This is a genomic window from Grimontia celer, assembly GCF_900055185.1.
Classification (GTDB): Bacteria; Pseudomonadota; Gammaproteobacteria; order Enterobacterales; family Vibrionaceae; genus Enterovibrio; species Enterovibrio celer.
Genome location: NZ_FIZX01000002.1, coordinates 859,795 through 886,775, shown reverse-complemented (window position 1 = coordinate 886,775; position 26,981 = coordinate 859,795). Strand labels below are relative to the sequence as shown.

The 26,981-nt window shown below is 46.5% G+C and carries 31 protein-coding genes and 1 riboswitch; of the genes, 11 read left to right on the top strand and 20 right to left on the bottom strand.

Annotated elements, in window-relative coordinates:
- Position 1 precedes the first annotated feature (1 nt).
- The 9 genes from GCE9029_RS14185 to GCE9029_RS14145 all read right to left on the bottom strand — a co-directional run bounded on the left by GCE9029_RS14185 (position 2) and on the right by GCE9029_RS14145 (position 8,036).
- A complete protein-coding gene (locus GCE9029_RS14185) occupies positions 2-1,087 on the bottom strand; it encodes a putative urea ABC transporter substrate-binding protein (protein WP_062664025.1) in 1,086 nt (361 codons plus the stop codon).
- Positions 1,088-1,143: 56 nt separating this feature from the next.
- Positions 1,144-1,269: riboswitch (guanidine-I (ykkC/yxkD leader) on the bottom strand.
- Between the two features lie 211 nt (positions 1,270-1,480).
- Entirely contained in the window at positions 1,481-2,860 is a 1,380-nt protein-coding gene (locus GCE9029_RS14180; RefSeq protein ID WP_062664022.1) for an MATE family efflux transporter, read from the bottom strand.
- Positions 2,861-2,872: 12 nt separating this feature from the next.
- On the bottom strand, positions 2,873-3,157 hold the full coding sequence (locus GCE9029_RS14175; RefSeq protein ID WP_062664020.1) for a hypothetical protein: 285 nt from the start codon (positions 3,155-3,157) through the stop codon (positions 2,873-2,875).
- 542 nt (positions 3,158-3,699) lie between these two features.
- Positions 3,700-3,978 (bottom strand): hypothetical protein, encoded by a 279-nt coding sequence (locus GCE9029_RS14170; RefSeq protein ID WP_062664018.1) that lies wholly within the window; start codon positions 3,976-3,978, stop codon positions 3,700-3,702.
- Between the two features lie 125 nt (positions 3,979-4,103).
- Positions 4,104-4,520, bottom strand: a complete 417-nt coding sequence (locus GCE9029_RS14165; RefSeq protein WP_062664016.1) for a GNAT family N-acetyltransferase — start codon at positions 4,518-4,520, stop codon at positions 4,104-4,106.
- Positions 4,521-4,578: 58 nt separating this feature from the next.
- Positions 4,579-5,883 (bottom strand): mechanosensitive ion channel family protein, encoded by a 1,305-nt coding sequence (locus GCE9029_RS14160; RefSeq protein WP_062664014.1) that lies wholly within the window; start codon positions 5,881-5,883, stop codon positions 4,579-4,581.
- 76 nt (positions 5,884-5,959) lie between these two features.
- Positions 5,960-6,265 carry a DUF6482 family protein gene (locus GCE9029_RS14155; protein ID WP_046307129.1) on the bottom strand — a complete coding sequence of 102 codons (306 nt, stop codon included), beginning with the start codon at positions 6,263-6,265 and terminating at the stop codon, positions 5,960-5,962.
- 96 nt (positions 6,266-6,361) lie between these two features.
- Complete coding sequence (gene yiaY / locus GCE9029_RS14150; RefSeq protein WP_062664012.1) at positions 6,362-7,510, bottom strand: L-threonine dehydrogenase; 1,149 nt, start codon at positions 7,508-7,510, stop codon at positions 6,362-6,364.
- 334 nt (positions 7,511-7,844) lie between these two features.
- Positions 7,845-8,036, bottom strand: coding sequence for a hypothetical protein (locus GCE9029_RS14145; protein ID WP_062664009.1), 192 nt, complete (start codon positions 8,034-8,036; stop codon positions 7,845-7,847).
- A 340-nt stretch (positions 8,037-8,376) separates the two neighbouring features.
- On the opposite strand from GCE9029_RS14145, the gene GCE9029_RS14140 reads away from it, so the two are divergent.
- Positions 8,377-9,507, top strand: coding sequence for a DUF5666 domain-containing protein (locus GCE9029_RS14140; RefSeq protein ID WP_062664007.1), 1,131 nt, complete (start codon positions 8,377-8,379; stop codon positions 9,505-9,507).
- Positions 9,508-9,603: 96 nt separating this feature from the next.
- On the opposite strand, the gene GCE9029_RS14135 is transcribed toward GCE9029_RS14140, so the two are convergent.
- From GCE9029_RS14135 to GCE9029_RS14115, 6 genes are all read right to left on the bottom strand, one after another.
- A complete protein-coding gene (locus GCE9029_RS14135; protein ID WP_062664005.1) occupies positions 9,604-9,897 on the bottom strand; it encodes a YciI family protein in 294 nt (97 codons plus the stop codon).
- A 117-nt stretch (positions 9,898-10,014) separates the two neighbouring features.
- Positions 10,015-10,314, bottom strand: a complete 300-nt coding sequence (locus GCE9029_RS14130) for a hypothetical protein (protein WP_062664003.1) — start codon at positions 10,312-10,314, stop codon at positions 10,015-10,017.
- Positions 10,315-10,394: 80 nt separating this feature from the next.
- Positions 10,395-10,670, bottom strand: a complete 276-nt coding sequence (locus GCE9029_RS14125) for a hypothetical protein (RefSeq protein WP_062664001.1) — start codon at positions 10,668-10,670, stop codon at positions 10,395-10,397.
- Positions 10,671-10,686: 16 nt separating this feature from the next.
- Positions 10,687-10,977, bottom strand: coding sequence for a hypothetical protein (locus GCE9029_RS26345; RefSeq protein ID WP_157487815.1), 291 nt, complete (start codon positions 10,975-10,977; stop codon positions 10,687-10,689).
- Positions 10,978-11,358: 381 nt separating this feature from the next.
- Entirely contained in the window at positions 11,359-11,898 is a 540-nt protein-coding gene (locus GCE9029_RS14120) for an AAA family ATPase (RefSeq protein WP_062663999.1), read from the bottom strand.
- A gap of 18 nt (positions 11,899-11,916) precedes the next feature.
- Positions 11,917-12,375 (bottom strand): GNAT family N-acetyltransferase, encoded by a 459-nt coding sequence (locus GCE9029_RS14115; protein WP_062663997.1) that lies wholly within the window; start codon positions 12,373-12,375, stop codon positions 11,917-11,919.
- 156 nt (positions 12,376-12,531) lie between these two features.
- Between GCE9029_RS14115 and GCE9029_RS14110 the strand changes: the two genes are divergently transcribed.
- Positions 12,532-13,053, top strand: coding sequence for a GlcG/HbpS family heme-binding protein (locus GCE9029_RS14110; protein ID WP_062663995.1), 522 nt, complete (start codon positions 12,532-12,534; stop codon positions 13,051-13,053).
- A gap of 63 nt (positions 13,054-13,116) precedes the next feature.
- On the opposite strand, the gene GCE9029_RS14105 is transcribed toward GCE9029_RS14110, so the two are convergent.
- The 4 genes from GCE9029_RS14105 to GCE9029_RS14090 all read right to left on the bottom strand — a co-directional run bounded on the left by GCE9029_RS14105 (position 13,117) and on the right by GCE9029_RS14090 (position 17,378).
- The gene (locus tag GCE9029_RS14105) at positions 13,117-13,734 is read right to left on the bottom strand and encodes an HAD family hydrolase (protein WP_062663993.1); all 618 of its coding nucleotides are present in this window, start codon (positions 13,732-13,734) and stop codon (positions 13,117-13,119) included.
- Positions 13,735-13,889: 155 nt separating this feature from the next.
- Positions 13,890-14,819 (bottom strand): arginase, encoded by a 930-nt coding sequence (gene rocF, locus GCE9029_RS14100; protein WP_062663991.1) that lies wholly within the window; start codon positions 14,817-14,819, stop codon positions 13,890-13,892.
- A 224-nt stretch (positions 14,820-15,043) separates the two neighbouring features.
- The gene (locus GCE9029_RS14095) at positions 15,044-15,643 is read right to left on the bottom strand and encodes a histidine phosphatase family protein (protein ID WP_062663989.1); all 600 of its coding nucleotides are present in this window, start codon (positions 15,641-15,643) and stop codon (positions 15,044-15,046) included.
- Positions 15,644-15,674: 31 nt separating this feature from the next.
- Entirely contained in the window at positions 15,675-17,378 is a 1,704-nt protein-coding gene (locus tag GCE9029_RS14090; RefSeq protein WP_062663987.1) for a Na/Pi cotransporter family protein, read from the bottom strand.
- A gap of 210 nt (positions 17,379-17,588) precedes the next feature.
- Here GCE9029_RS14090 and GCE9029_RS14085 point away from each other — a divergent pair, with 210 nt between their 5' ends.
- The 9 genes from GCE9029_RS14085 (at position 17,589) to ompV (ending at position 26,477) form a co-directional block, all read left to right on the top strand.
- A complete protein-coding gene (locus GCE9029_RS14085) occupies positions 17,589-18,386 on the top strand; it encodes a DeoR/GlpR family DNA-binding transcription regulator (protein WP_062663984.1) in 798 nt (265 codons plus the stop codon).
- Positions 18,383-19,399, top strand: coding sequence for an ABC transporter ATP-binding protein (locus GCE9029_RS14080; protein WP_062663981.1), 1,017 nt, complete (start codon positions 18,383-18,385; stop codon positions 19,397-19,399). Before GCE9029_RS14085 ends, GCE9029_RS14080 begins: the two co-directional genes overlap by 4 nt.
- Before the next feature lie 77 nt (positions 19,400-19,476).
- Positions 19,477-20,742 carry an ABC transporter substrate-binding protein gene (locus GCE9029_RS14075; RefSeq protein ID WP_062663979.1) on the top strand — a complete coding sequence of 422 codons (1,266 nt, stop codon included), beginning with the start codon at positions 19,477-19,479 and terminating at the stop codon, positions 20,740-20,742.
- A gap of 55 nt (positions 20,743-20,797) precedes the next feature.
- Positions 20,798-21,691, top strand: coding sequence for a carbohydrate ABC transporter permease (locus GCE9029_RS14070; RefSeq protein WP_002538861.1), 894 nt, complete (start codon positions 20,798-20,800; stop codon positions 21,689-21,691).
- The gene (locus GCE9029_RS14065; protein WP_062663977.1) at positions 21,688-22,497 is read left to right on the top strand and encodes a carbohydrate ABC transporter permease; all 810 of its coding nucleotides are present in this window, start codon (positions 21,688-21,690) and stop codon (positions 22,495-22,497) included. The genes GCE9029_RS14070 and GCE9029_RS14065 overlap by 4 nt, the downstream gene beginning before the upstream one ends.
- A gap of 10 nt (positions 22,498-22,507) precedes the next feature.
- Positions 22,508-23,302, top strand: coding sequence for a phosphodiesterase (locus tag GCE9029_RS14060; protein ID WP_062663975.1), 795 nt, complete (start codon positions 22,508-22,510; stop codon positions 23,300-23,302).
- A gap of 268 nt (positions 23,303-23,570) precedes the next feature.
- Positions 23,571-24,296, top strand: coding sequence for a response regulator (locus tag GCE9029_RS14055; protein ID WP_062663973.1), 726 nt, complete (start codon positions 23,571-23,573; stop codon positions 24,294-24,296).
- Positions 24,297-24,312: 16 nt separating this feature from the next.
- Positions 24,313-25,608 (top strand): ATP-binding protein, encoded by a 1,296-nt coding sequence (locus tag GCE9029_RS14050; RefSeq protein WP_062663971.1) that lies wholly within the window; start codon positions 24,313-24,315, stop codon positions 25,606-25,608.
- Between the two features lie 92 nt (positions 25,609-25,700).
- Complete coding sequence (gene ompV / locus GCE9029_RS14045; RefSeq protein ID WP_062663969.1) at positions 25,701-26,477, top strand: outer membrane protein OmpV; 777 nt, start codon at positions 25,701-25,703, stop codon at positions 26,475-26,477.
- Positions 26,478-26,542: 65 nt separating this feature from the next.
- Here ompV and GCE9029_RS14040 read toward each other — a convergent pair whose 3' ends face one another.
- Positions 26,543-26,893, bottom strand: coding sequence for a GFA family protein (locus GCE9029_RS14040; protein WP_062663967.1), 351 nt, complete (start codon positions 26,891-26,893; stop codon positions 26,543-26,545).
- Positions 26,894-26,981 lie beyond the last annotated feature (88 nt).

Genomic DNA, 26,981 nt, shown 5'->3' with positions numbered 1-26,981 from the left:
CTTACAGCTCGCCTTTCGCAGCCATTGCCATGAAGGTTGGGTTGAATCGAAGCAGAACGTTGCTGCTGTCACCAAACACACCCGCAGGGGTTTCGATGCCGATGAAGCCCGCATCCGGTGCACCCTCACCCAGCAAACCATGCTTGAATGAGAACTCAGCCACTTTGCCCATGGTGTCTTTTAATGTTTCAGATTCAGTGAAGGTCACTGCATCCGCAGGCTGGTAGAACATTTTGGTTGAATCCAGCTGAGCTTTGTAACCTGCCAAATCAGTACCAGAAGATGCTGCCATGAACTCCAGCGCTTTGGTGCCAACTTCGTCGTCCATCTGCATCTGGCTCATGATTTCATACCAAGCACCCGTCAGGGCTTTACCCAGTTCAGGGTTTTGCGCCAGGGTGTCGCTGTTTACCACCAGAAGGTCGATGATTTCACCGGGGATTTGAGAAGAGTCGAAGACTTTTGATGCCTTTGGCATAGAAACAATCTCTGCCAGCAGCGGATTCCACGTGGTTACGGAGGTCACGTCTTTCGTCGCAAACGCCGATACCAAGTCCGCATCAGCGGTGTTTACCACTGTTACGTCACGTTCAGTCATACCCACACTTTCAAGGGCTCGTGCCAACAGATAGTGAGAAACACTCAGTTCCACCAAGTTGACGCGTTGGCCTTTGATATCTGCCAGTTCAGCGGCATCTTTCAGCACGATGCCGTCGTTACCATTTGAGAAGTCACCGACGATAAGTGCCGTTGAATCAACACCGCTCGCCGCAGGAATGGTCAGAGCATCCATGTTGGTCATCACAGTCGCATCGAACGCACCTGCGGTGTACTGGTTGATCGACTCGATGTAGTCATTGACCTGAACAACTTCGATTTCGATGCCGTATTTGTCAGCCCATTTATTGATGATGCCTTCGCTGTTGCCGTAATCCCACGGCACCCAACCCACGTAGATTGACCAAGCCAAACGAAACGTTGGCTTATCTTCAGCGAGCGCTGGGCCTGAGATCAGAGTGAGACATAATGTGGCGGCAAGCGCCAGACGAGTGGAAATTTTGCGAAGAACGGAAGAATACAACTTCATAACTACCTCTACCTTGAGTTTTCACGAATCGACGGCACCAAAGAGATATCAAGCGAATCTCCCGGGCTTTTGTCCCTCCGTGTGACCTCGTATTCAGCAAAGTGCTGATTCAGGTGAGGTTGACAACTCTCGGACCAGTCATGCTTTTGCTTGCCAGCATCGGAACCCTAGTTGTCCATTTTCAAATTGTCAGAACGCTTTCGAACGATACATCTTTGGTGCGTTACTGATGATGTTATAAGCAATGGACTTGCCAAATTTTCAATCTATTGCTTTTATTGGTTTATTTTATTTTTACACGTTCAACACAAAGATAAATGTTCAAAAACCGTGCACTGTTTGCACTGTTCTGAAACAAAAAAGCCCAGCGAGAGCCGGACTTTTTGTTGCGTATTATTCGTGATCCACGAGGTTCTTGATCCACTTTTTTGACCTTAATCGATATGTACAGGCCACCCACTTAAATAAAGTTTCGAGGAAGAACATGGCGAACACCCATTGCGGTGGAAAACCCAGTAGCACTGCTCCAATTGCCGCTAAAGGGATCCCAAAGAACCACTGGGTCAACATATCCTGATATAGGCAGAACTTCACATCCCCACCAGCCCGTAAAACACCTACCACCAAGGTCGTTGGTAATGAACGCAGTATGTTGCCGAAGCATAGAATGACAAAGAAGATCTCTGTTAAATCACGGGTTTCCGGTGTGAGCGCTGTGAATAAATTCAGGATTGGCGTTTTGAGCCAGTACATCATTAGCGATACCAGCGCGGTGACCACAATAGCCACGGCTACTAATGCCATTGCCTGATAGTAAACAGCATCATAGTTTTTCGCCCCTAGCTGATTGCCTACCAACACGGCTGATGCGTTTGCGAGGCCCACCAACAAACTCAGGGAGACTGACTCAATCGGTGTCATCACAGAGTAAGCCACCAAACCTTCAGAACCTGTCGCTCCCATGATAGCTGTGTAAGCAAATAACCCACCAGCCCAAGCTAGAAAGTTAAACGTGGTTGGCAGTGACAAAGCGAGAAAGCGCCGGATTTTATCCAGCCTCAATGCACTGCGGACATCGTTAAAGCTGAAAGATAAAAGATGCTGTTTGTAACGCAGGAATAAAAACAGGGCTGCGGCCTCTATCAGACTTGCCAGCACTGTCCCGATTGCAGCACCTTTGACTCCCATTGATGGAAAGCCCATATAGCCAAAAATTAGCACCCAGTTGAGGAGGATATTCAGCCCAATACCTAATCCACTGAAAAAGGTGCTGACCATGGGCTGATGCATAGATCGTAAACCTGCAGCAGAGCTGCTGATATAGGCAAGCGACAGCATACTGAAGCCAGTGATCATCAGATAATCACTCCCCAACGCAATAACTGCAGCATCGGTACTGGCCAGACCCATTATGTTTTGTGGTAACAGGCCAAAGACTCCAATAACGATGAAGCCGGATACGAATGCGGCTACCCAAGCCAGTGCGACGCTCTCTCTTACACCATCTGCGTTTTTTGCCCCCCAGTATTGGGCGGTGAGCAATGCGCCACCGGCAGTAATACCGCCGATAAATATCGTCGCGACAAAAAGCGCTCTGCTCGCAACACCGACAGCCGCGATGTCCGTTTCGCCAAGTTGACCCATCATCAACATGTCGACCAGACCTTTACTCGCAAACAGAAGTGTCTGGAGCGTAATAGGAAGCGCAATGGTGAAGAGTTTAACGAAAAAGTCGCCGCGAGAGTGATGATATACCTGATGAATAACAGTCAATGGAGCATCCTGTTATTTCACGCGAAATAGACAATGCTCGGCACCACCCACGGTAAAACGAATCGACTCTGACAGCTTGAGTGATTCAAGACGTTCGAGCATCTCGCTTGAGTAGTTCTGATCGATCATCCATTCCATCGGCTCCCGAAAGTTGTCCTCGCTGATAACAAATGACTCACTACTCTTTTCAGCCTCCCTGACATTCACAATCCACATCCTTTCACGAAACTCCACCATGTTGTTTAAGGTTCCAGTCAAAGAGTCATGCATTTTGGTAAGGAAGCGAGAAATAGCCATATTGTCTCCCGATAAAACAGTGAAGACCCATACAAACTGAATCCGGCATCTTCAGGTTATTTGGGTGTAAGTTCATCCATTTATGAACACTGTCCTATAAAGACTCAATACTATAGGTATTTCATTTTGTAAGTTTTATTGTGAAATGTTGGACATAGAATGACCACTTGAAAACAAAGCGCAACTCATTGTTTGCAGTAATGAAAAGTTCATCGCTGTTCACAAAGCAGCCACTTCGTTCACACATCAATATTGGAATGTTCTGGGAGAGGAAAAAATGTTTCCCTGTCCAACCAACGGAGGATCGAAAGGACAGAGAAACCAACAACGACAGCAAGGAGTAAACGTAACGTCTGCAGCAGTACTGCAATCGCACGCCATACTCTTATTAGCAATCACCTTGCCAATTTTTTAGATAATTGATTTAAAAGCAATTAGTACTTGCGGTGGTTCGAATGCTTGAGGGGTGTGATCATCGTCGGTGCAGAAAATGCACCGACTTTGCACCTTGGTTTTGGAGGGATTTTCGTTGTTTCGCTGCGTTATTTCACGCGCATAATGCAGTGCTCGATATCACCGACTTTGACACTGATAGATTGAGACAACTTTAGGTATTCCAGTTCTTCGAGGACATCATCGGGATAGCCTTGGTCAACCATCCAATCCATAGGTTCACGGAAAGAATCTTCGGAAACAATCAAAGAGTCATTCAACAATTGATTCTCGCGAATGCTCACAATCCACACTCGCCCGCGATACTCAAAAAAATCATTGAGTGTTTCGGCGAGAGAGTCATTCACTTTACCCCAAAATGTACCCATCGTATTTGGCTATCCTTCAACTAAACGACTGAAGATTTGTATGTTTCAAACGCTGAGATTAAAGAATATACCGTACGGAATTAGATTCAAACGCTCATTCTCTAGGCGTGGGACATGGCACATAGTTAGGGAAAATCTGCGAAGTTTGTCGACATCTTGAAGTAAGGGATATCGCCTTTGTAAAAGCGTTCACCGGATGGTTTCATCCCAAATTTCCGATAGATACCCATTGCGGCTTCACGCGCATCACACCAAAACACTGAGACACCACGTGCCTTCATTTCTTTAAACGCCGCATTCAGTACCGAAGACCCGACACCTTGACCTTGATAGGCCGGTAACGAAGCAAATTTTCGCAGGCGCACCACATCACCATCAAAGAACAGCGAAGCCACACAAACCAGCTCTTTATTGATGTAAGCGCCCAGGTGAAGCGCTTCATCGTCCCCTTCCGCTTTACAAAACTCAGGAGGCTTTTCTGGCCACAGCACTCTGTGGCGAATATCGATGGTTTCCTGCCAACTGATTTGTCGAATTTCCATTTCTTCCCTCCCAAATCAAACACCTTACCATGGCAAAGCAGATCATATGAGTGGAAAGCTATCGTCCTATCTGGTCACCAATCGGCGCGGCACTATTCTGCTGACTGCCCAATCCGATATTGACTGCATCATGGCCACCAAATGACTGGAAGGGTCGTAAACCAAACATCGGCATGATGGCGTAGATATGGTCGAAGATGTCTGCCTGCACGCCTTCATAGAAGACCCAGTCCGTGTTGTTCACAAAAGCATAAACCTGAAGCGGCAAACCTTCCGCGGTGGGTTCCAATTGGCGCACCATGCACGTCATGTAATTGTGAATGTCCTTATGCGCGCGAAGGTAAACAGCAAGATACGCGCGAAATACTCCAACGTTAGTCATTTGACGCAAGTTCGCTGCGTGGTGGACATCTTCAAAGCTCTCGTTGAATTCTTTGATCTCTTTGACCCGCTCAAACAAGAACTCGCGCAAAATTCGTATTTCTTTCAACGATTCAATTTCTTCTTCAGTCAGAAAGCGAATGGAAGTTAAGTCGATATGTACTGAGCGTTTTATACGACGACCGCCTGAGTCGGACATCCCCTGCCAGTTGATAAATGCGCTCTGTACCAACGCGTAGGCTGGCAGCATGCTGATAGTGTTATCAAAGTTGCGGACTTTCACCGTGGTGAGTGAAATCTCTTCAACGGTGCCGCTGGCACCATATTCATCCATCTGAATCCAGTCATTCAGGCTGACCATACGGTTGGCGGAAAGCTGAATGCCCGCCACAAAACCCAAGATGGTGTCTTTGAACACCAACATGACCAAGCCTGTCGCTACACCTAATCCACTCAAGAAAATGATGGGTGACTCGTTCGCCAGAATAGAAATACAGATCACGATGCCGACAAAGAAAGTGAAGAGCTTGATGAGCTGAACGAAGCTCTTGATCGGCATCCGGCGGCTGATGCCTTTTATGTAGGCAATATCATGAAGCGCATCAAGAAGCGCAAACATCATCCAGATAAACATCACGATAACGGCAATGCCAAGGCAGCGGTCTGACATGGTCGCAAGCAATGGATGATGCGTCAGAATAGGTGGAACCAAGACATCAAGGATCATCACTGGCACAAGCGCAGCCAGCTTTTCCAATACTTCATGTTTGGTCAGGCTGTTAGCCCAAGATTGCTTGTTTTTACTGATGGCAAGGTTAACGTAACGAACGATAACGCGATGGACGAGAAGATAGCTGATGCCCGCAATGCCGACAGCGGCCAGAATGAAAATCAACGTTGGCTCTGCGCCATAGGGGTCGCTGTCGAACCCCATTTGGGTCAATTTGTCGGTAACGTACTTACGAACACCATGATCTAACATCTGCCGGACTCCCTCTGCTGATGTTTGAGCGTATCAGTCAGATCTCCCGTCCGGTGCGGCAGTTTTGATACAGGAGTCAGTAAAGTCCACAGTCCTTCAAAGGTACTTCCAGCGCATTCGTTTCGCCTTTGGCTGGTGCACCAACCATTTCGTCATACGCACTTTCCTGGCGGAGTACCGTTTCTTTCGCTTTTAAGTTCTTACAGCACTTTTGGATTTCGATCAGCGAATGCGTTCGGAGGAAATTACCGTCGTCATAACACACAAAGTGCTCTTCACCATCAATAATGACAGACGCCTGATACAAGCACAGATCTAGGGAATGGATGATCAACTTGTCGATTACGAAGTATTTTTCGAGCTTGGTGAGTGGTGTTTTCATGGCATCCTCCTGTGACCAACAAAAAGTTACGGGAGGCATTGCTTTATGGTTCAAAAAAGCCGCTTCGAAAAGCGGCTTTTAGTCATGCTGATGAGATTACATTGCGTTGCGGAAAATCTCGCAAATCTCTTCATGAGTGGCTTGTTTCGGGTTGGTGAAACCACATGCATCTTTCAGGGCATTGTCTGCTAATACTGGAATGTCATCTGCTTTCGCACCCAGTACTTCCAAACCTGCTGGAATACCCACATCTTTTGACAGTTCTTGAATGGCATTCAGTGCTGCTTCTGCACCATCTTCTGGTGACAGAGCATCTACGTTCACACCCATCGCCTTGGCAACATCGCGCAGACGGCTTGGACAAACCTGTGCATTGTAGCGCTGCACATGTGGCAGCAGAATTGCGTTACATACCCCGTGAGGAAGATCGTAAAAACCACCTAGCTGATGCGCCATTGCATGTACATAGCCAAGAGATGCGTTGTTAAACGCCATGCCCGCCATAAACTGCGCATAAGCCATTTGCTCGCGGGCAACCAGGTTCTGTCCATCGCTCACAGCGGTGCGCAGGTTCGCCTGAATAAGCTCAATCGCTTTAATCGCAACCGCATCAGTAATTGGAGATGCTGCAGTTGAAACATACGCTTCTACCGCATGAGTCAGCGCATCCATACCGGTCGCAGCTGTCAGTGATGCAGGTTTTGCCAGCATCAGCTCAGGGTCATTCACTGAAATCAGCGGCGTAGTGTTCTTATCAACAATCGCCATTTTAATGTGGCGCGCTTCATCGGTAATGATGCAGAAACGAGTCATTTCAGACGCAGTACCCGCAGTAGTGTTGATAGCAATCAGTGGCAACTGTGCTTTCGCAGATTGGTCGACACCTTCGTAATCACTAATGTTGCCGCCGTTGGTTGCCACCAGCGCAATACCTTTCGCACAGTCATGTGGAGAACCGCCACCAAGAGAAATCACAAAGTCACAGCCATTTTCTTTCAAAATAGCCAGACCTGCTTCAACGTTGCCAATTGTTGGGTTTGGTTGCGTACCATCAAACACGGCAGTTTTCACATCGCGCTCAGCCAGAAGAGCCGCAACTTTTTCTACAACGCCGATTTCATTCAGCACCTTGTCGGTCACGATAAGACCATTTTTGAAGCCGTGAGACTTAATGGCATCAGCAGCATCTCCAAGGCAACCTGCGCCCATCAGGTTAACGGTTGGGATAAAAAATGCGCTCGTCATTGCGATTCTCCTGGGGTTGTTATTCGAATATGTAGGGTGCACGAAGATAGGCTTGTCCTACCTCTTTCGTACCTGAATTTTGTAACACCCCGCCAGTGTGCAAGACTTTGATCTGGCTCAATTGCACGCCCAACTATTGATACACATGACCAATAACTTGAGATGGATCTTATGTTTTTCGTCGCAAATACCATGATTTTGTAGTGGTTTTTGCCAAATTATTTCGAGCGGTAACAAATTATGAATGGCAACGAGGCTGGATTTTTAGATAGGGAAAAAGCAAACGGCGACCTGAATAAGTCGCCGCTTTTAAAACGCAGGAAGGCGCTTTGGACTAGATAAATTCATCAACGCCTGTTGAACCACGACGGTCAGCGCTCACACGGCGATCATACCCATGGTATTTGCCTCGCTTTTTACGTCGGTCTCCACGATCGCGTCGATCCATGACATAGACGCCATTTACCAATTTAGTCTCTGCCACAATGGTTGCGTCTTCGATATTTTCATATGGCTGAATTTTCATGATTGGTAGCTCTGCAGTGTGTTAATACACAGCGAAAATACGCTATCTCATTATTTCTTTTATAAAGAGACCGCCAAAAATTCAACCTGCCTTCAGTCAGAGTATTTCTCCGTCTCAGCCGCGTATCGCATTCTCAAATTTTATACAGCAGTGCATTACAACCTATTCATGTTGAAACGTTTTCTTATAAACCACTGACTGAAAAAGTAACGACATGAACAAACAATCATCAATCGAGTTCTCGCTGACAGAACCCTGACAATTCCCCCAGAAATCCTCGGACATACGCAGTGATACATTCCGCGCCGTCAAATACCCACACTTATTCAAGGCTCACTTAATGAAACGTTACGCGCTTTTTCCTCTTCTATCTTTGGCTTTAACAGCGTGCGGCGGCAGCGGTGGAGAAAGCGGCGAGACGTCCACTACTCCAACACCAAGTGCTGTAGAAGGCAAAATCCAGAACGTGAATGGCTCAACTATTACCGTCAACAATCGTCCGTATCAGGTAGCGCAAATGGAATATGCTGGTCATAACCTCAGCGATGAAACGCTTGAGGCAAATATGATGGTGTCGTTGAAAACCTCATCACGTGCAACCAGTGCGAATGTTCAGCTCGATCCGACCTTCACTGGCAAAATAACTGATATCAATGGCAAGAGCTTCAAGGTAAATGGTGTAGAGCTTCAGTTTGATCGTCTGTCGAATAAAATTTTAGAAGGCGATTGGGTGATGGTTTCCACACTGCCAACCGCCAACGCGGGTTACAAAGTACTGAGCATTATTCAATTTGAGTACGATGCTGATGGCATGGTTGAAGCCGAGGGTCGTATTTCAAACCTCAACGTTAACAACAATACGTTTAAGGTTGGCAACTCATTGACTGTGCTGTTCGACTCACAGCTCTTACAAAACGGTAAGCTTCGAAATGGAGCGTGGGTAGAAGTGTTCGGCACATACAACGAATTCGAAGGTGAGCTAACTGCAGAAACGCTAAAACTAAAAAGCTTTAGCGGTGTACTTGGCCGAGGTGAAACTGAAGGTGTAATTACCTGGGTAGCGAATGATCAAAGCCGCTTCGAACTTAACTATCGAGGTATTTTCGATATCGACCCTTCTACCAAGTTTGATGATGGCTCAAAGGCAGATCTACGTCTTGGTGCAGAAGTTGAAGTGGAATACGTCAACCAAGCCAAACGCACCATCGCCAAAGAAATCGAATTTGAAGATGACTTTGATTTTGATGTCGACTGGGACAAGTTTGAATTCGAACGCAAAGGGATCATTGAAAATACCAACGACGTGGAGCAGTCATTCGAAGTTCGTGGGCAGAAGATATTTACTGATGCAAACACAGAGTTTGATGACGGCTTAGACTTCGATTTCCTGGAAGGCGAATATGTAGAAGTTGAAGGCGTGATTATCAATGGTGATTACGTCGCTCGCGAGATTGAACGCGAAGACGACTAAGCGATAAAGCGAGGGCTGGTTTACCAGCCCTTTTTGTTTCCATTGTGCAGGCTGCCTCAACCAAACAGGCAGTTGTGTTTCGTTATGGAGGCCTTGCTATATGCAATTTTTCAAAGCACTAAACTCTTCGGCAGCCATAGTCGGAACAAATTCAATGGCTTCGTAATCAGCGGCACCTTCAATATAAAACGGGTCTTCTTTGATGATTTTGTCTAGTTCATCTCTACTGCTTACATGAACCAAGATAACGCCACCAGTACGCGGCACTTTGCGGCCAGAAGCAATGAATTTACCTGATGCGTAATACTTTTCAAGGAATGAAACATGGGCATCAATATGCTTATCTACTTCGGACAATTCCACTTTGTATGTTAAGGATAATATGAACATTTGGCTCCCAATTTCACATGAGGTTGCATAAAGAACGGTATTTTTGATCAACTAAATCGTTCTAGCATTATTATGCGCAAGTACCTTCAGAAGAATCAATATAGCAAATATTTTGATTTACTGAGACAAGGCAAACACCACAAAAAACAGAAGAACCACAAGCACACTGCCTAAGGCCATTAAAACTAACAGCTCAGTTAGCAGCCTCCTGGCATTGTAGTCCACTTTAACAAGATCAAACCTCGATAGAACGATGCGAATAAAAAGTACAAACACACCCAAAGGAAAACCAAATATGCATATAAAAAACAACACATCCAAGTTTGATATCGAAAGACCAAACAGCATATTCGTTACCTTATTTTCGCTGATGTGCGACGTTGCGACAACGGCTGCCCAAAAACCACCGAAAGCCATGATTTTAGGCTAAATATGATAAGCGCCATTTTTCTAGGCGTTCCACTAATAACGACTTATGATTCGAAAAATCATAATTTTCAATACAGTTTTTCTCTATCAAACGCTTCCTTACAGTGCTTACCGAACCCATATACTTTATTAGTGAACACCTTTAATGACTCTCTATTAATATCTCCTTCAGGAGTATTATATATGCGACTCACCTCTGCACTGCAGGTTAGACCAGTATGTTGATAGCTAACCTCATACATTTCATTCTTATCAAACTTGATTTTCACTGGTACTCCACAGGTATACTCATACCATCCGTCTAAATCCTCGGTCAATTCACCCATGTAAGTACTTTTAAACATAAAGATATGTTCCTTACTAGCTGAAACAAAATTCTTTAAATGAGTTTTCATGTAAGTCGTCGCTAAGAGGAATATTGAGAGTTTTAGGTGAACTATTTAATAAAAATCCATTCCGTAATCTCATCCATTCAGATTCTCCTTCGCAGTTTAAGTTCTTATAGCCCGAAACATGCACGATACTCTCAAAGTCAGTTGAAAAACGCACTTTTGCTAAAGGACCTTCTGTTGGTTCTTCATAGCTTATCGTACTACAGCCTGAGAAAGTCATACCCGCCAGTACTAACGATAAAATTTTAAAATATCTCATATAACATCCTTATTGAAAAACCAAACGCACATGATGCCGAAAATTTAAGCAATTAAAAAACCACTACAAATGTTACAGTAAGAAAAACCAATAATTATACTTCTGAGAAAACCGGAGCTTTCTTTATTTTTAGGGTTATAGAGCCTCTTTACAGAAAACTCATAATAACTTAAGAAATCTTGTTTAGATATATTTAAAGTTTTAATCATTGTCAGAGAATATCCATATATATAACACCCAAAACAGAACCAGATTTGGAGCGGCGAAACCGCTGAAAAAATATCCATACACGCAGCGGCTGAACTGCTTTGTATTGTGTGACACTTTTGGCTGCGCTGTATGTATCAACGGTGGTAAACACTTGCGGGTTGTCAGTGTCAGTTAACGAATTTGAATATGCCCGAGAATAAACCCTATTCGTTCTTCTACAGTAAGTCGTGGCACTTCAATTAGCCTGTATCCCGATCTTTCGTAAACACCGACCATCACTTCATAGGTTCTTACCGCTTCTTCAAAATCTTGTTTTCGTTCTGCGTCGTTCTCGAAGATTTCTTGCCAAGGCGGGAAGACGAAAACTCGCTTTCTATAAGTCAATTCTTCGCACAACTCTTCCAATTTCTTTGGGGTGGGAAGTGCTTCAAGAAGGCTATATCCCAAGCAATCCAGAATACTGCGGTCAAAAAAGACCGTCTCTGGCTTATCGCGATAATCATTAAAGTTGGCTAGTTCCATTCGCACCATCTCATCTCGAAAGGCAATTTTGTCTAGCCAAGGGAATGCAGTGCCATTTTGTTTTACCTGCTCTTGAATGACTTTCCGTCCTGTTTCTGGCGCACAGCAGTAACCTTGCCTTCTTAGAGCTTCAATAACCGTCGTTTTGCCTGAACCTGGACCGCCGGTGAATACGATAAAATTGTTCAATGTTGCTAACTCAGTAAGTTATTTTTGGAGAGTCATGATTTGGTAGGAAGAATATTCGAATCCAACTTTTTCATATGCTTTACTCGCAACGATGTTGTCAGCATGTACATATAGCCTAAGCTCCAATCCTCCTTGTATCTTCATTTCATCGTTAACAGTATCGATAAGCTTACCCATCAGGCCCTTTCCTCTGGCTTCCGGTAGCAAATACATGCTCTGAATCCACCAATAAAAGCCAGCATTCCAATCACTCCATTCACGTATCGCAGAGACGCTGCCAATAACTTTTTCTTTTTTATCAAACATCACCCAATACATCGCCAACGACGTGTCATTGAGTGCAGCTTCTATGCCTTTTCTCAACGTTTCAGGTGTTGAGGATGAACCTTCGGCTTCTCTTGCTTCTTCTGCAGTGAACTTCACCAGTGTTGGGAGATCTTCTGTCGAGGCGCGTCTTACATTAAAGGTATCTGGCATGTTCGACATTCCATTTTCTCTTGACATTTTTTTCACCATATCCGGCACATGATGACTAGGAACCTGAACAGTAGTGAGGTTCTGGGTTTTAACTTTCAGTTATCCAGTGATCGTGGGAGTTCTCAACGTATCCCACCAAGTATAGGGATTTTGCCAATGAAAAAACGCTATCAAACTCTGTCCATGCTCTCCCTTCTTACCTGCATGGCATTTGTCTCGGGAAATTCATTTGCCAACGTCGTCAATGAGCCAACTATCTCTTTGGACATGGCGTTAAAAGCCGCTAAAGCCGCCAATGACAGCTGTTTGAAAGATGGTTTTAAACCGACAACCACGGTCGTTGATCAACGTGGTCAAATGAAAGTTCAACTAAACAGCGACGGTGCTTTCCCTCATGCTGTGGAAACCAGCTACCGAAAGGCACTCACAGCAGCATCCCGCCGCGAGGCAACATCCATCATCGAAGCGGAAAATGAACACGAGCCTCAGCTCGGTGCTGTCTTTAACGAAATAGGATTGATTACGCTAAGTGGTGGCATTCCAATCTATTACAAAGGGCAAGTCATCGGTGCAATTGGTGTCGCTGGTGCACCAGGGGAAAATGATGAGGGTATAGAATATGACGATATCTGTGCTGAACACGGTATTAAAAGTATTTCAAAGGAGCTGAAAGGTTAGACCCATTTCATGAGCCAGCGATGACGCTGGCTTTTTCAACACAAGTCCGCCGAATAGAATGCGTTAAAACAGCAACCCTAGCTGCTTCAACTCGGATTTTGCTTGTTCTGCATTCTCAAATTGAATCGCTGCGATGCCAACGTCTTGAGCGCCTTTAACGTTATGAGGCATATCATCAAGGAAAACTGTCTCTGCTGCATTCAAATCATAGCGGGTCAAAAGCGCCTGATAGATTTCAGGTTGAGGTTTGAGTAAGCCCACCTCTGCCGACACAATTTCCCCGTCAAACAATGGCCAGAAGTCTTGGGTTTCTTTGAGGAAAGCAACGATTTCGTGCACATTATCGGTCAAAGCGTATACGCCATAGCCAGCCTGTTTCACGCGTTGGATGAGCTCATACGAACCAAATAGGGGGATAAGAGATTGCTTCACATAGTAAAAGAGCTTATTTGTGATATCTGGTGAGAAACCCATTTCGGTTTGGTAGCGTTTTTGGGCCTCATCTTCAGTCATCAAGCCTTTGTTTAAGTCCATCCAGATGTCATTTTGAAAAATCTCTCTGGCAATAGATTCGTGTTCTATTTTGTTCCCGAAAGTCAGCCTAACAATTTCCAATGGTGACCAACGCACAATTACATTGCCTACATCAAACACGACATTTCGGATATTTTTACGCTCCATCTTTGCCCTCTCAATTTTCTTCGATAAGTCATCAACATAGCTTACTTTCACAAGGGAGTCAGATAAAAATACCTTTGTTACACAGAGCGATTATAGAGAGGAAAAAGAAGTAGGGAATGAACTGCCGTGGAAACACGGCAGCCTTCAGAGGAGAGTTATAGTACGCTTTGCCCAAACGCGCTGAGTACCAGTGACACGGCACGTTCGGCGGAGATGTTTCCTTTATCTAGAAATGGGTTCAATTCCACCAAATCCATGGAAGTCATCAATCCGGTTTCCGCGCACTTTTCTAACAACAAATGCGCTTCACGATATGTCACCCCGCCCGGAACCAAAGTTCCTGAACCCGGCATCACTTCGGGGTCGCATCCATCCACGTCAAAGCTGACATGGAAACCCACTGTTCCTTTGGTCACAATTTCCAGGATCTCGTCGCTTACGCGGCTCATACCAAGTTCATCGATATCTCGCATGCTGTAAACCTTGATGCCCGATTGCTTTATCAGCTCTTTTTCTTTCTCATCAATATCCCGTACACCCACCAGCACCACATTTTCAGGCTTTATTTTTGGGTTGACGCTGAGAATGCCTGTAAATTCCTTGTCGCCGTAGCCAAGCAGATGGGACAGCGGCATTCCGTGAATATTGCCCGATGGTGAAATACCCGGAATATTCATATCTGCATGAGCATCAAACCAAACAAGGCCTAGCTCGCCGCCCTTCTCCTGAAAATAGTCAGCGATGCCAGAAATCGAACCAATTGCAAGGGAATGGTCTCCACCGATGATCAGAGGGAGATTCCCTTTGTTCAGTGCCTCTTTTGTCACGACGGCGAGATCCTGACACACCTGCAGAATTTCGCTGCGGAAACGCATATTGCCTGTGGTCTCTTTGGGTCTAGACTCCTTAGAGGGAACGGCAACGTCCACTTCGTCCGTCACTGTATAACCCATCTTTGTCAGCTTCTCGCCAAGCCCTGCTATGCGAACCGCAGAAACGCCACCATCTGTTCCGCGCCGGGAAGCACCGAGATCTACAGGAACGCCGATGATTTGAATTGATTTTGTTTGTCCATTTTCCTTCATGGGGAAACCCTCGAAATGATCGTATTTGTATGAGGAGTTTACTCCTTCGATGTTTCTAAATGCTCACGCATAACATTTCTTTAACACAACGATGATTTGAGTATAAGGTCAGCGATCAAAGGAAGGCAGGAAAGAAGAGATGACTACAGAAAGTGGTACGCTTTCTCGCCAGAGAAACACAACGTACCACCCTGAGTTTTCAACAGTTTTCGTTATTATCAACATTAGATCGGCAAGTGAATGGTATCCCCTTTAGACACCAGTAGTTTGATTTCACCGGTTTCATGGTGAGGCAAAGTGCGGTGTTGACCCGGCTCAATGTCGTGAAAAGCCGATTTCATGATCTGTAAGATATCGCCGTGAGCAACCAACAGGATGGCTTTGTCTTCATGTTGGTTTTCTAAATCTTGAATCAAGCTGACAGAACGATCGCGCACACTCACGGTGCTTTCAACGTTATTAAAACTTTGGTTTGAGTCCTGCAAATCTTTAGCCCACACGTTTTCATACGCAGATGACGATTGCCCTTCCCATTCACCAAAAAATCGCTCTCGCAGTCGGATATCCTCAACCGCCGGTTGCACGGAGAGTTCCTCAGCAACAATGGCTGCCGTTTCCTTGGTACGTTTGAAATCGGAACAGACGATAATCTCTATCCCCTTGTCACGAAAAGCTTGCGCCGATGCTTTGGCCTGCGTTTGACCGAGCGGAGATAACCCATAATTGGCGCAACCGATAGCAGGATCGCTCACCACGATATCAGCCACATTCGCTTCACTCTGTCCATGGCGCATAATGAGGTAAGTATTCTTGAAAACGGTCATTCTTCCTTCCTTAGTGAAAACTCAAGCAACCTTACGTTGGAGATTCATTGCTATTAATCGATGGTTCCGCTCTGCTTGACGGTTCCGCTTGGGTATTTTTCAATCTGCTGGCTCTTAGCTCGCCTGCTTGATCCAAAATAGGGTATGCAATAGACGTAAAGTGAGAGTTGATACGGATTAAATCTCTCAATAAATCCAAATATAAAGAGCTACCAGCAACAACGGTAATTGTTTGATCTCTTAGGCCTTTTTGGTGAGCAAGAATTGCTTCGCGCTCAATGTTTTTTACCACGCTCTTCTGTTCAATTAACGCACGAGCATTGTTCACATCACCGGTGAGTAGCACGCTGAACGCGAGTTCCATATTACGGTAAATACAGTTCTTGAGTTCATCAATCGCTTTACGCTCATAATCAGGCAAGAGAATATTTTGTTGGATAATTTTGTTGATGACCTCTGTCATGCTGTATTCGAGAATATCGCCTGCATGCTCCAGATTGGTCGTATAAGACGAAATGCGATAGCAACGGCGGCGATACTTCTTAGGAATGTCCTGACGACTGAGCTCCGTTAAATAAAGATTTATCTTCTCGTAGTACTCATCGACCAAATCATCCGAACGCTTAATATGCTGTAACTGCGCAGAATTGCGGGTGTTCAACGCCTCAAACGCACCATCAAGCATGCCTCTCAGCAAATCCCCCATTCTCAGCACCTCACGCACAGTATTCGACAATGCCACTGAAGGTGTACGAAATGCTTTTCTATCCAGATAACGAGGTTTGTTGTCTGCCTTATCCAAAGTATTCGCTGGTACCCATTTTTCGAGTAAACGTGCACAAGGCGTCACCAAGGGCAAAAATGTCATCGCCAACAATACGTTGAAAAGAAGGTGGAAGTTAACAAGTACTACCGCGGGCTCATCAGACGCGAACAACGCCGTTGAATTCAGTACATCCAGCAGAGGCAGAGTAATCACTACACCGACGGCGCGGAAGCCAAAATTCCCGAGAGGCACCCTTCGAATCTCTGGTGTTGCGTTAACCGTATTCATCACCGCTGGTAATGCTGCGCCTAGGTTTGCCCCTAGAATCAGCGCCATTCCACCTTGCAGGGTAATCACACCAGAACCTGCCATTGCCACAATGAGCAAAACGGTTGCAAGACTCGAATGCACCAAAAACGCAATACACATACCGACGATGACAGCCAACAAAGGCTCATCGCTAAGCGCTCCCATCAAGGATTGAATTGCCACAGAATCGCGCATAGGAACTGACGTAGAAACGATGATTTTCAACGCTAGCAACATAATGCCAAGGCCAATCATAATTCGGCCAATATGCTTGGTTTTATCCTTCTTCCCTGAAGATATGACTATAAAACCAACAAATAACAGCACAGGTTGAAGCCAACTTAAATCGAATGTCAGAAGTTTAGCCACAAGAGTGGTTCCAACATCCGCACCAAGTAAAATCGCTAAACCACTTGCTGTTGCCAGCCCCTGGCTACCCAGCGAACTGGCCAATAGCGCCGTGGCTGTGCTGCTTTGTAGCAGGCATGTCACTCCAAGGCCGACACCAAAGCCGCGCCAACGGTTAAACGCCGACCGTCCTAAACTACGGCGGATACGTCCACCGAAGGTTTTCAATACATGCTCTTTGACCAGCGCAAGACCAAACAGCAGCAGTGCCACGCCTCCCAACAAATTAATTAGTACAGATGTTCCTGTCATTCTTATATCACCTAGCGCACGACGTGCGTGTTCTCACTTCTCTGTTTCACCTCTATACCCATACCGCTTGAGCATTCGCTTATTAATAAGGTAATCAACATTGCGCTTTTGATCAACAAATGAACATTTTTATGTTCGTATGCTCATTATATGTTGGCTTTTTGTTAAATATGATCTTAGATTGAAATGAAAGTGGAGATGTGAGCAGTTATGACGGTAGCAACCAAACTCAAATCGAAAACAGAGATTCGACGCGAAAAGATCATTGAACTGACACAAGCGCGCGGCAATGTATCTGTCGAATTACTCACGGAAATATTGGGAGTGTCATCTCAAACCGTGCGGCGCGACCTTAATCAGTTGTGCAGCGAAAATCTGCTTCGCCGTCGTCACGGCGGTGTGGAGTCTTTTGAAGAGCAGTTGAATGCACCTTATGACTTACGTGCAGCAACAAACCCAACTGAGAAACGCGCTATTGCTAAAGCAGTGGCTGATGTCATTCCTGACGGTGCCACGGTGTTTATTTCTATTGGTTCGACACCGGCGATTGTGGCCGAAGCATTGACTTCGAAATCTGGCCTAACGGTGATGACCAATAACCTCAATGCCGCCATGGTGCTGAGTAATGAGCCAAGTAACCGCATCATCATTCCGGGTGGAGAGGTACGCATGCCTGACCGGGATGTACTCGGTGACGGCGTGCTTGAGTTTTTCAACAGTTATCGCGCCGAGTACGGCATTTTTGGCGTAGCTGGCGTATCGGAAGACGGAGGCATGTTGGATTTCCATGCCTCTGAAGTCAGGGTTCGCGAAGCCATTCGCACCCATTGCAAAACGTCCATTTTAGTTATGGACAGTACTAAGTTGACGCGAACAGCCCCTGCTATTGGCGGGAGTATTTTCGACGTGGATTTGATCATCATGGACCAACATCCCGGCGATGACTTCTCAGCACTGAGTGACCGTGTCGGAGATCGTTTGAAGTTAGTGGGAGGCGACGCTTCATGAACACAGAACCCTTTGTTTCGTTCGACAACATCGCAAAAAGGTGGAACGGACAACTTGGTGTTGAAAACATTTCTATCGATATCCCAGAAGGCACATTTGTAGCCCTGCTGGGTCCCTCTGGTTGCGGCAAATCCACAACACTGCGCTTATTAGCCGGTTTGGAGATCCCTGATGAGGGGTCTATTCACATTGAAGGCACCGACGTGACTGAAATGGCACCTTCAGCGCGAAACCTCTCCATGGTATTTCAGTCTTATGCACTCTTCCCGCACCTCTCTGTCGCAGAAAACGTCATGTTCGGCATGAAGGTACGAAAGGTGCCCAAAGATGAGCGCCTAAAGAAACTTGAGAACGCACTGCGGATCACCGGCCTTCTGGGATACGAAGAGCGTAAGCCGGGCGAACTTTCCGGTGGACAGCGTCAACGTGTAGCTCTTGCGCGTGCGATTGTTGCAGGTCAACCCCTTTGTCTAATGGATGAACCGCTCTCCAACCTAGATGCCAAGCTGCGTCACTCTGTGCGAAAAGACATCAAAAAGCTCCAGAAAGATCTGGGAATGACCGTGGTGTACGTCACCCACGACCAAACGGAAGCCATGAGTATGGCTGACCTGATCATTTTGATGAAAGACGGTCACATCATGCAGGCAGGCACGCCGCAGGAGCTCTACAACATTCCTCAAAATACCTTTGCGGCTGAATTTATTGGTGCCCCACCGATGGCACTGATCGACGGTGACGTTATTCCTGGCACTGAGCACGCGCACAAAGTGGGCTTGCGTACCGAAGACGTGGAGTTGGTAGAGGCAGGCCAAGGCCGAATCAGTTGTACCGTTTCTGAAAGCGAATATTTGGGTGATGAAACCCATGTGTTGCTTGACCATCCCAAAGCCAAGGGCTTGGTGGTCAAGCTTCACGGCTATTCATCACTTCAAGAAGGAAGCAGCGTAGACATAACCTTTGAGGACAGTGCCCTGCACTTCTTTGACGGTGATGGAAAAAGAATCAATTAACAAGGAGTGGAACGGCTTTTCTTAACGCCAAACAGAAAGCTGATTCCCAAATTAAATACGTAACCAATGGTGAAACTATGAAGTTCTCAAAGTTAATGAGTTGTGCCTTTGCCGGTGCGTTTACTCTCGCTTCGCAATCAGCAATGGCGGCAACAGAACTAAACATGTACTACCCAATCGCAGTGGGTGGCGCGCTAACAAAAGTGGTTGACGGCATTGTTGATGACTTTGAAGCGCAAAACCCAGATATCAAGGTTAACGCTATCTACTCTGGTAACTACGATGACACCCGTGTGCGCGCACTGTCCGCACTGAACTCTGGCGAGCCTGCACAGTTGGCCGTTATGTTTTCTATCGACGTGTACGACTTGATTGAGCAAGATTTGATCTCACCGTTTGACGACTTGATGCAAGGTGATGCCGACAAAGCTTGGTTGGCTGGTTTCTATCCTGCACTGATGGAAAACGGTCAGGCGGAAGGCAAAACTTGGGGTATTCCGTTCCAACGTTCCACCATTGTTGCCTACTACAACAAAGACATGTTCCGTGCTGCGGGTCTTGACCCGGAAAAGCCGCCGACAACCTGGGATGAGTTGGTTGAGGTGAGTAAAAAACTCACTAACGACGACACTTACGGCATCATGATCCCTTCCACTGGTTACCCATACTGGATGTTCCAAGCTCTGGCGATTCAGAATGGCAAGAAACTGATGTCTGACGATGGCCTCACCACCTACTTCGATGATCCGGCCGTGATCGAAACACTCAATTTCTGGAAATCACTCTCACAAGAGCATGGTGTAATGCCAACTGGCACCGTTGAATGGGGCACACTTCGTCAAGCTTTCCTTGAAGGCAATACGGCAATGATGTGGCATTCAACCGGTAACCTGACGGCAGTCAAAAAGGCCGCTAAGTTCGACTTTGGTGTTGCTATGCTGCCAGGCAATGTCCGTTTAGGCTCACCAACCGGTGGCGGCAACTTCTACATCTTTAAAGACACCTCTGACGAAGAAAAAGCCGCAGCCATGAAGCTCATCAAGTTCATGACTTCACCAGAGCAAGCCGCAAGATGGTCAATCGCGACCGGTTACATGGGTGTGTCGAAAGGCGCATACGAAACCGAAGCGCTGCAAGAATACACAGCAGCGTTCCCACCTGCATTGGTTGCGCGTAACCAACTTGAGCATGCTGTTGCTGAGTTCTCCACTTACGAAACCGCGCGTGTCCGTGAAGGTTTGAATAACGCGATTCAGTTTGCCCTGACCGACCAGAAAACACCGGAAGCTGCGCTTGAAGAAGCTCAGAAATCCGCGAAACGTCTCCTGCGCGATTATCAATAAGCACGTCTCCCCCATCTGACTCAGATGGGGGACTCTCTGGAAGTTGAGCAGTACTATGAATCATTACGCTGAAATGGAGCGCCGCAGACAGCACATGTATGGCTGGCTTCTGCTGACACCCGCTGCCATTTTACTTACGCTTTTCGCGTTCTACCCTTCGGTAGCTACCCTGTGGGAAAGTCTATTTTCCAAAGGAACGCGTCGTCGCCCTTCAGAATTTACCGGGCTGGAAAACTACTCGGATCTTTTTAACGATCCGACCTTTTGGATCGTCGTCGAAAACAACCTTTTCTATGCCGCGATTACCATTCCGGCGTCGATCGCTATCGCACTCATTATGGCGCTTTGGGCTAACTCAAAAATATCGGCCAAGGGTTTTGTCCGCACCGCGTATTTCACGCCCACCGTGCTGCCCATGATTGCCGCTGCAAACCTTTGGCTGTTTTTCTACACGCCGGATTTAGGCGTACTCGACCAAATCGGTGCGTTATTTGGCTTTGAATCAGTCAATTGGTTAGGCAGACCTGAAACCGCGCTTTGGGCAGTGATCATTGTCACCATCTGGAAAGAAGCGGGCTTCTTCATGATCTTCTATCTCGCAGCGCTTCAAACCATTCCTGCAGACTACAAAGAAGCCGCAGATATAGAAGGCACCAGTCGCTGGACTTACACACGCCGCATTGTGTTGCCACTACTGATGCCCACCACCCTGTTTATTGTGGTCAACGCCATGATTAACTCGGTGAAGCTGATTGACCACCTGTTCATTCTGACCAAAGGTGGGCCGTCCGACGCGTCCAAACTGATCCTCTACTACATCTGGGAAATGGCATTCGCCTTCTTTGATGCGCCGCATGCTGCAGCAATGACAGTGCTGGTGCTGATAGTACTAGGGATTGCAGCAGCGATTCAGTTCACTTATCTGGATAAAAGGACGCACTATCAATGAAATTTATCGAAAAGTATCTCGATACCTTTGGTGCGCTCCTACTGGCCGTCATTTGGATATCACCCTTAGTGTTTGCCTTCTGGGCTGCATTCCACACCACATCAGATGCGGTAAATTTCAACCTACTCTCGGGTTGGACACTCGATAACTTCCGCGTCGCTTGGGAAGGTGCGCCTTGGATTCAGTACTTCATCAACACCTTCTGTTTGGTGACCGTGGTTTTGATTGGGCAATTCATCATCACCACGCTGGCGGGCTTTGCATTTGCACAGGTGTCATTTCCGGGTAAAGACTTCGTCTTCATTCTGGTCTTGCTGCAACTGTTCATTCTTCCTGAAGTATTGATCGTCGAAAACTACGCAGTCACGTCCAAGCTGGGCCTGTTCGACACTATCCTGGGTGTTGGTATGCCTTATATGGCCAGTGCATTCGGTATTTTCCTGATGCGCCAGTCCTTTAAATCGGTGCCTTATGAGTTGCATGAAGCAGCCAGTGTCGAGGGTTGTTCGCTGTTCGGTATTTTGATGAAAGTCTATGTGCCGCTCGCAAAGCCGACTTATCTCGCTTACGCACTGGTTTCTGTCTCGACCCACTGGAACAACTTCCTGTGGCCCTTGATTGTGACTAACTCTGACGATACCCGACCACTCACCGTGGGTTTGTCAATATTCGGTGCGCCGGAAAACGGTGTAGATATTTCCGTGATTTCTGCTGCGACAATGATGTCGGTTGCACCACTACTGATCGCGTTCTTGATCTTCCAACGTCAGTTTGTGCAAGCGTTCTTGCGTGCAGGTATCAAGTAAGGAGGGCGTTATGACACGAATATTACAGCTGACAGACACACACGTCGTCTGCCCTCCCAACAAAGTCTCCGGCGTGCTCGACACGCTGACCTTGTTTGAAGATGCCATCACTAAGATTGAGCAGGATTTAGAGAAGCTTGGACACGTCGATGCCATCATCGTGACTGGCGATATCACCGACCACGGCGACGTCGAGAGCTACGACGCTTTCAATTCTGTAATAAGGCGTTTGGGTATTCCCTATTTCGTGATACCCGGCAATCACGATCTTCGCTCCTCTATGCATCACTGCTTTGAGAATCTGACACCCGCGACCAGTGATGAAATCAACTGGGTGAAACACTTCCCAGACCTCGACATCATCGGTCTGGATACCGTGATTCCAGGTCAAGGTGGTGGTCGTTTATCTCCCACTGCTTTGGCTTTTCTCGAGCATGCATTGACGCGTCACCCGGATAAACCCGCCTTGATTGCCATGCACCACCCTCCTTTTGCATCCGGTATTCAGTTTATGGATGCTATTGGTCTGGAAGGCGCAGATGAAATGGCAGAGATTCTGGAGAAATCCCCCCGTGATGTGCGGGTTATCTGCGGCCATCTTCATAACAGCATTGTCGCTACAATAGGTGGAGCCACGGTTTTGTCCTCCCCCGCAACAGCGAGTTCCTTTTTGACGGATCACCGAAGTGATGCGCCTGTTGGTTTTACACAAGATCCCGGCGGCTATATGTTGCATGAGTGGAATAAGGGGTTCCGAAGCACCTACCTTCCACTGGCTTCTTCGGGCCAACTTTATCCTTTTTGAACCACTCTCGTACAAAGCCCTCAACTCTCACGCTAAAGCGGTGACAAACCAGTTTTAGCGTGCTATCCCGTTGATAGAACTTATACCAATCGTAGTAAATATCTGCTCATCCTAGCTTGTTAAAATGTTCGATAACTGCGTTGAAAAATTTGATTGTAGAATAACTACTTATCGAAATTTTCCGCCTTGTTCTCGAGCATTTTTCCTGCGCTATTTCTGATCAGCTACCTACTGTGATTGGTATTACATTCAGGTATGAGGATTTTCAATGTCACCCAAACCTCTTCTGTTTATTGTTGAAGATGACACCAAGCTTCGACAGCTTCTTTCTTCCTACTTCCGTGAGCAGGATTTTGACGTAAGGGAGTTTGATCACGGTGAAAGTGCCATTGGTGCAATCCTTTCTGAACAGCCCAACATCGTTATGCTCGACCTGATGCTGCCGGATATCGATGGCCTGACAATTTGCCGACAGATTCGCCCACAGTTCTCCGGTAAGGTGTTAATGCTCACGGCAAGTGATGACGACTTTGACCATGTCGCCGCATTGGAAATTGGGGCTGATGACTTTGTCACCAAACCAATTAAACCCCGTGTACTACTTGCCAGATTACGTGCATTGCTACGCAGGGAGGGTTCAGGTAATGAAATGCCGGAAACGTCGAAGCCTGAACCTGCCAGCGTATTAACGTTTGGGAATTTGTCTCTCAACAACGCAAGAAAATGGTGTGAATGGTCTGGTGAGCACATTGCCCTATCAGACAGTGAGTTCGACCTCTTATGGCTGCTCGCCGCTTCTGCCGACGAAGTTTTGTCGAGAGAAACACTGACTCTTGCTGTTCGTGGCATTGAATATGATGGTCTGGATCGTACTGTAGATAACAAGGTCGTCAGTCTTAGAAAAAAACTGGGAGATAACCCCTCATCACCCCATCGGATACTGACAGTGAGAGGGAAAGGCTATCTCTTTGTGCCGGACGCATGGAAGGAATAACAAGACCAGGTTAACTATGTGGCGTATCTATATCGAATCCTTTATCGGACTGTTTGTTCTTTTTATTGTCAGCCTTTTCGCGTTTGACTTGTTCGTTTATCAGCTCAATACAGATTACGACTATGTCCTTGAGGACATGCAAGCAGCAGCAGTACAAGATTTGATGGCGACTTTGTCAGAGCATCAAGATGATGAAGCGCTCAGGCAATTGGTTGCTGACTACGCGCAATCCACGGCGAACAATCTAAACCTCGTGCCAATGAATGATGCACCCGAAGAAGTAAAGCGTTACTTTTCAGGAAGCAATATGCCGCATTCCTATTCCTTTCACGATGAAGACCGGGGACTTTGGCTAACACTGCCGGATTCAACGAACTACTACCATTTTGAGCCAAATACTGATGACGTAGTCAGACAGAATATCGAGTTTAGCGATTCACTCTTTTTTGTGTTTATTGGTGGCGGATTCCTGATTTATTCGAGTTGGCTAATCTGGTTTCTAAGCAGACGGGTTCGGGTTTTACAACGAGTGACCGCAGACTTTGCCAAAGGCGACCTAAACGTCCGAGCACCAACCAACAGCGGCAGTAAAGTCGGCAAGTTGAATGAAAGCTTCAATGATATGGCAGACAAGATTTCTCAGTTGATCACCAGCAATCGCTCCTTGACCCAAGCCGTTGCCCATGACCTTCGCACGCCTATTTTCCGCATTCAATGGCAAGCAGAGATCATCAAAGATGAAGTCACGTCTCGCGACCTCAAGGATAAAGTCGCCAGCATTGTTGAAGACACAGAAGAAATGGAGCAACTTGTGAACGAATTGCTCTACTTCGCCAAAATTGGGCGTCAGGATCAGTCACTAACGAAAGAAGCCCTTCCTGCTGAGCCCTTTATCCAGCATTTGGTTGAGCGACTGCCCAATCGTCAAAACCGTGAAATAGAAGTGATTATTGAGCCTGATATCTCACTTCTGGCTGATAAACCCTTGTTGAAACGCGCTATAGAAAACATATTAACGAATGCAGTGCGGTATGCGGAATCAACCGTCAAACTCATTTGCCAACAAAACGGAAACACTACCCAGATCATTGTTGAAGACGATGGCCCCGGGATCCCTGAAGAATATCGCGAATCCGTCTTTGAGCCGTTTTTCAGTGTCGACCCATCAAGGAACAAAACCAATATGGGCCATGGATTGGGTCTTGCCATCGTTAAACTAATTGTTGAAAAACACGACGGGCATGCCGTGTTCGAAGAAAGTGCAAAAGGAGGAGCCAAACTCATTTTGACCATTCCAAACCAAAGACCCTGACAATCGCTGACAAACCCATGACAAATTGATTCTATTGTCAGTTAGCCGAGTTTTGTACGGTGTTCATTAAGCGCACAAACAAGGACAGAATCATGAATAAATCTGCATTACTCTTTTCCATTCTCGCCGCTGCACCTGCGGTACAGGCAGCGAATCAAACTTATATTCTCAACGGTAATATCTATACCAAACAAAGCACCTGGATTGCTGAGGCGGGCGTAGCTGCCACCAGCGACCTCTACAAAGAGCAAGATCACTCTGTCGTTCCACTCCTTAACTTTGGCTACCACGGTGAAGACTTCAACATCGACTTCAGTGGTGCAAACTACCGTTTTTATGGAACCGACGGCGATCTGGTCAATCTTGGTGTGCATCTCACCAGTGCGGGGATCGGTTACGATGACGATACCTCGGATTTTCTGAAAGGTATGGATGACAGGGACATCAGTGTCGACCTTGGATTAAATGCTGATTTCCAAGTTGGTACCGGCGTGGTTTCCACCTACTTCCAGCATGATATATCTGGCGCTTACAAAGGTTATCTGGCGGGCGTGAGGTACTTCGACATCTTTCCCATTGGCGATGCGGATTTGGTTTCCTTCGCAGGGGTGATGTTCCAGAGTAAAGACTTTGTGGACTACTACTTCGGTGTGCAACCAAAAGAAGCCCGTGCCAACCGAACTCAATACACTGGCAAAAGCTCAGTCGCTTATGAAGTCGGTTATAAGCTGATTTATCCTATCAGCGAGAACTGGAACCTGACTCAATCTGCACAATACACAGGTTTAGGCAGTGAAGTTGCTGACTCCCCTATCGTTGACAGTGAACACCAATGGCTGGTTGGCGCGACGGTCGCCTATCACTTCTGATCAAAAAAGCCTGACGGCAAAATGTCGTCAGGCTTTTCTTCCTAGTTTCTATAGATCGACTAAATCTAGAGCGAAGCGCCGTCAAAAACATCAAATGGCAGCTTGGTCGTATCGACACCTTCAAGACAACCAAGATTAACCCGGTAGTGTCCCGGTTTTCTGAGTGTTTGGTGGAAAGGGTAAATCCCGCAGCGGCTACAAAAGTGATGTTTCGCTGTTCCGCTACCGAATGAATAGGTCGCCAGTGCACCTTCCGCCGCATTGATATTCATGGCTTCCGGTGACACAGTAAACGCGCTCATCAATGCTCCTTTCTTCTGGCACACCGAACAGTTACAACGCAACCCTGATTTAATTTCTTGCTCTTCAAATTCAAACGTCACCGACCCACAGTGACAACTTCCCGTGTATTTCATGCCTTCTCCCAGCTGTACTTGTGATTATTTTTTAAGCTTTATCAGACTAACACGTCATACTGGTTGTTTTTCAATCAAGGATTGTTAA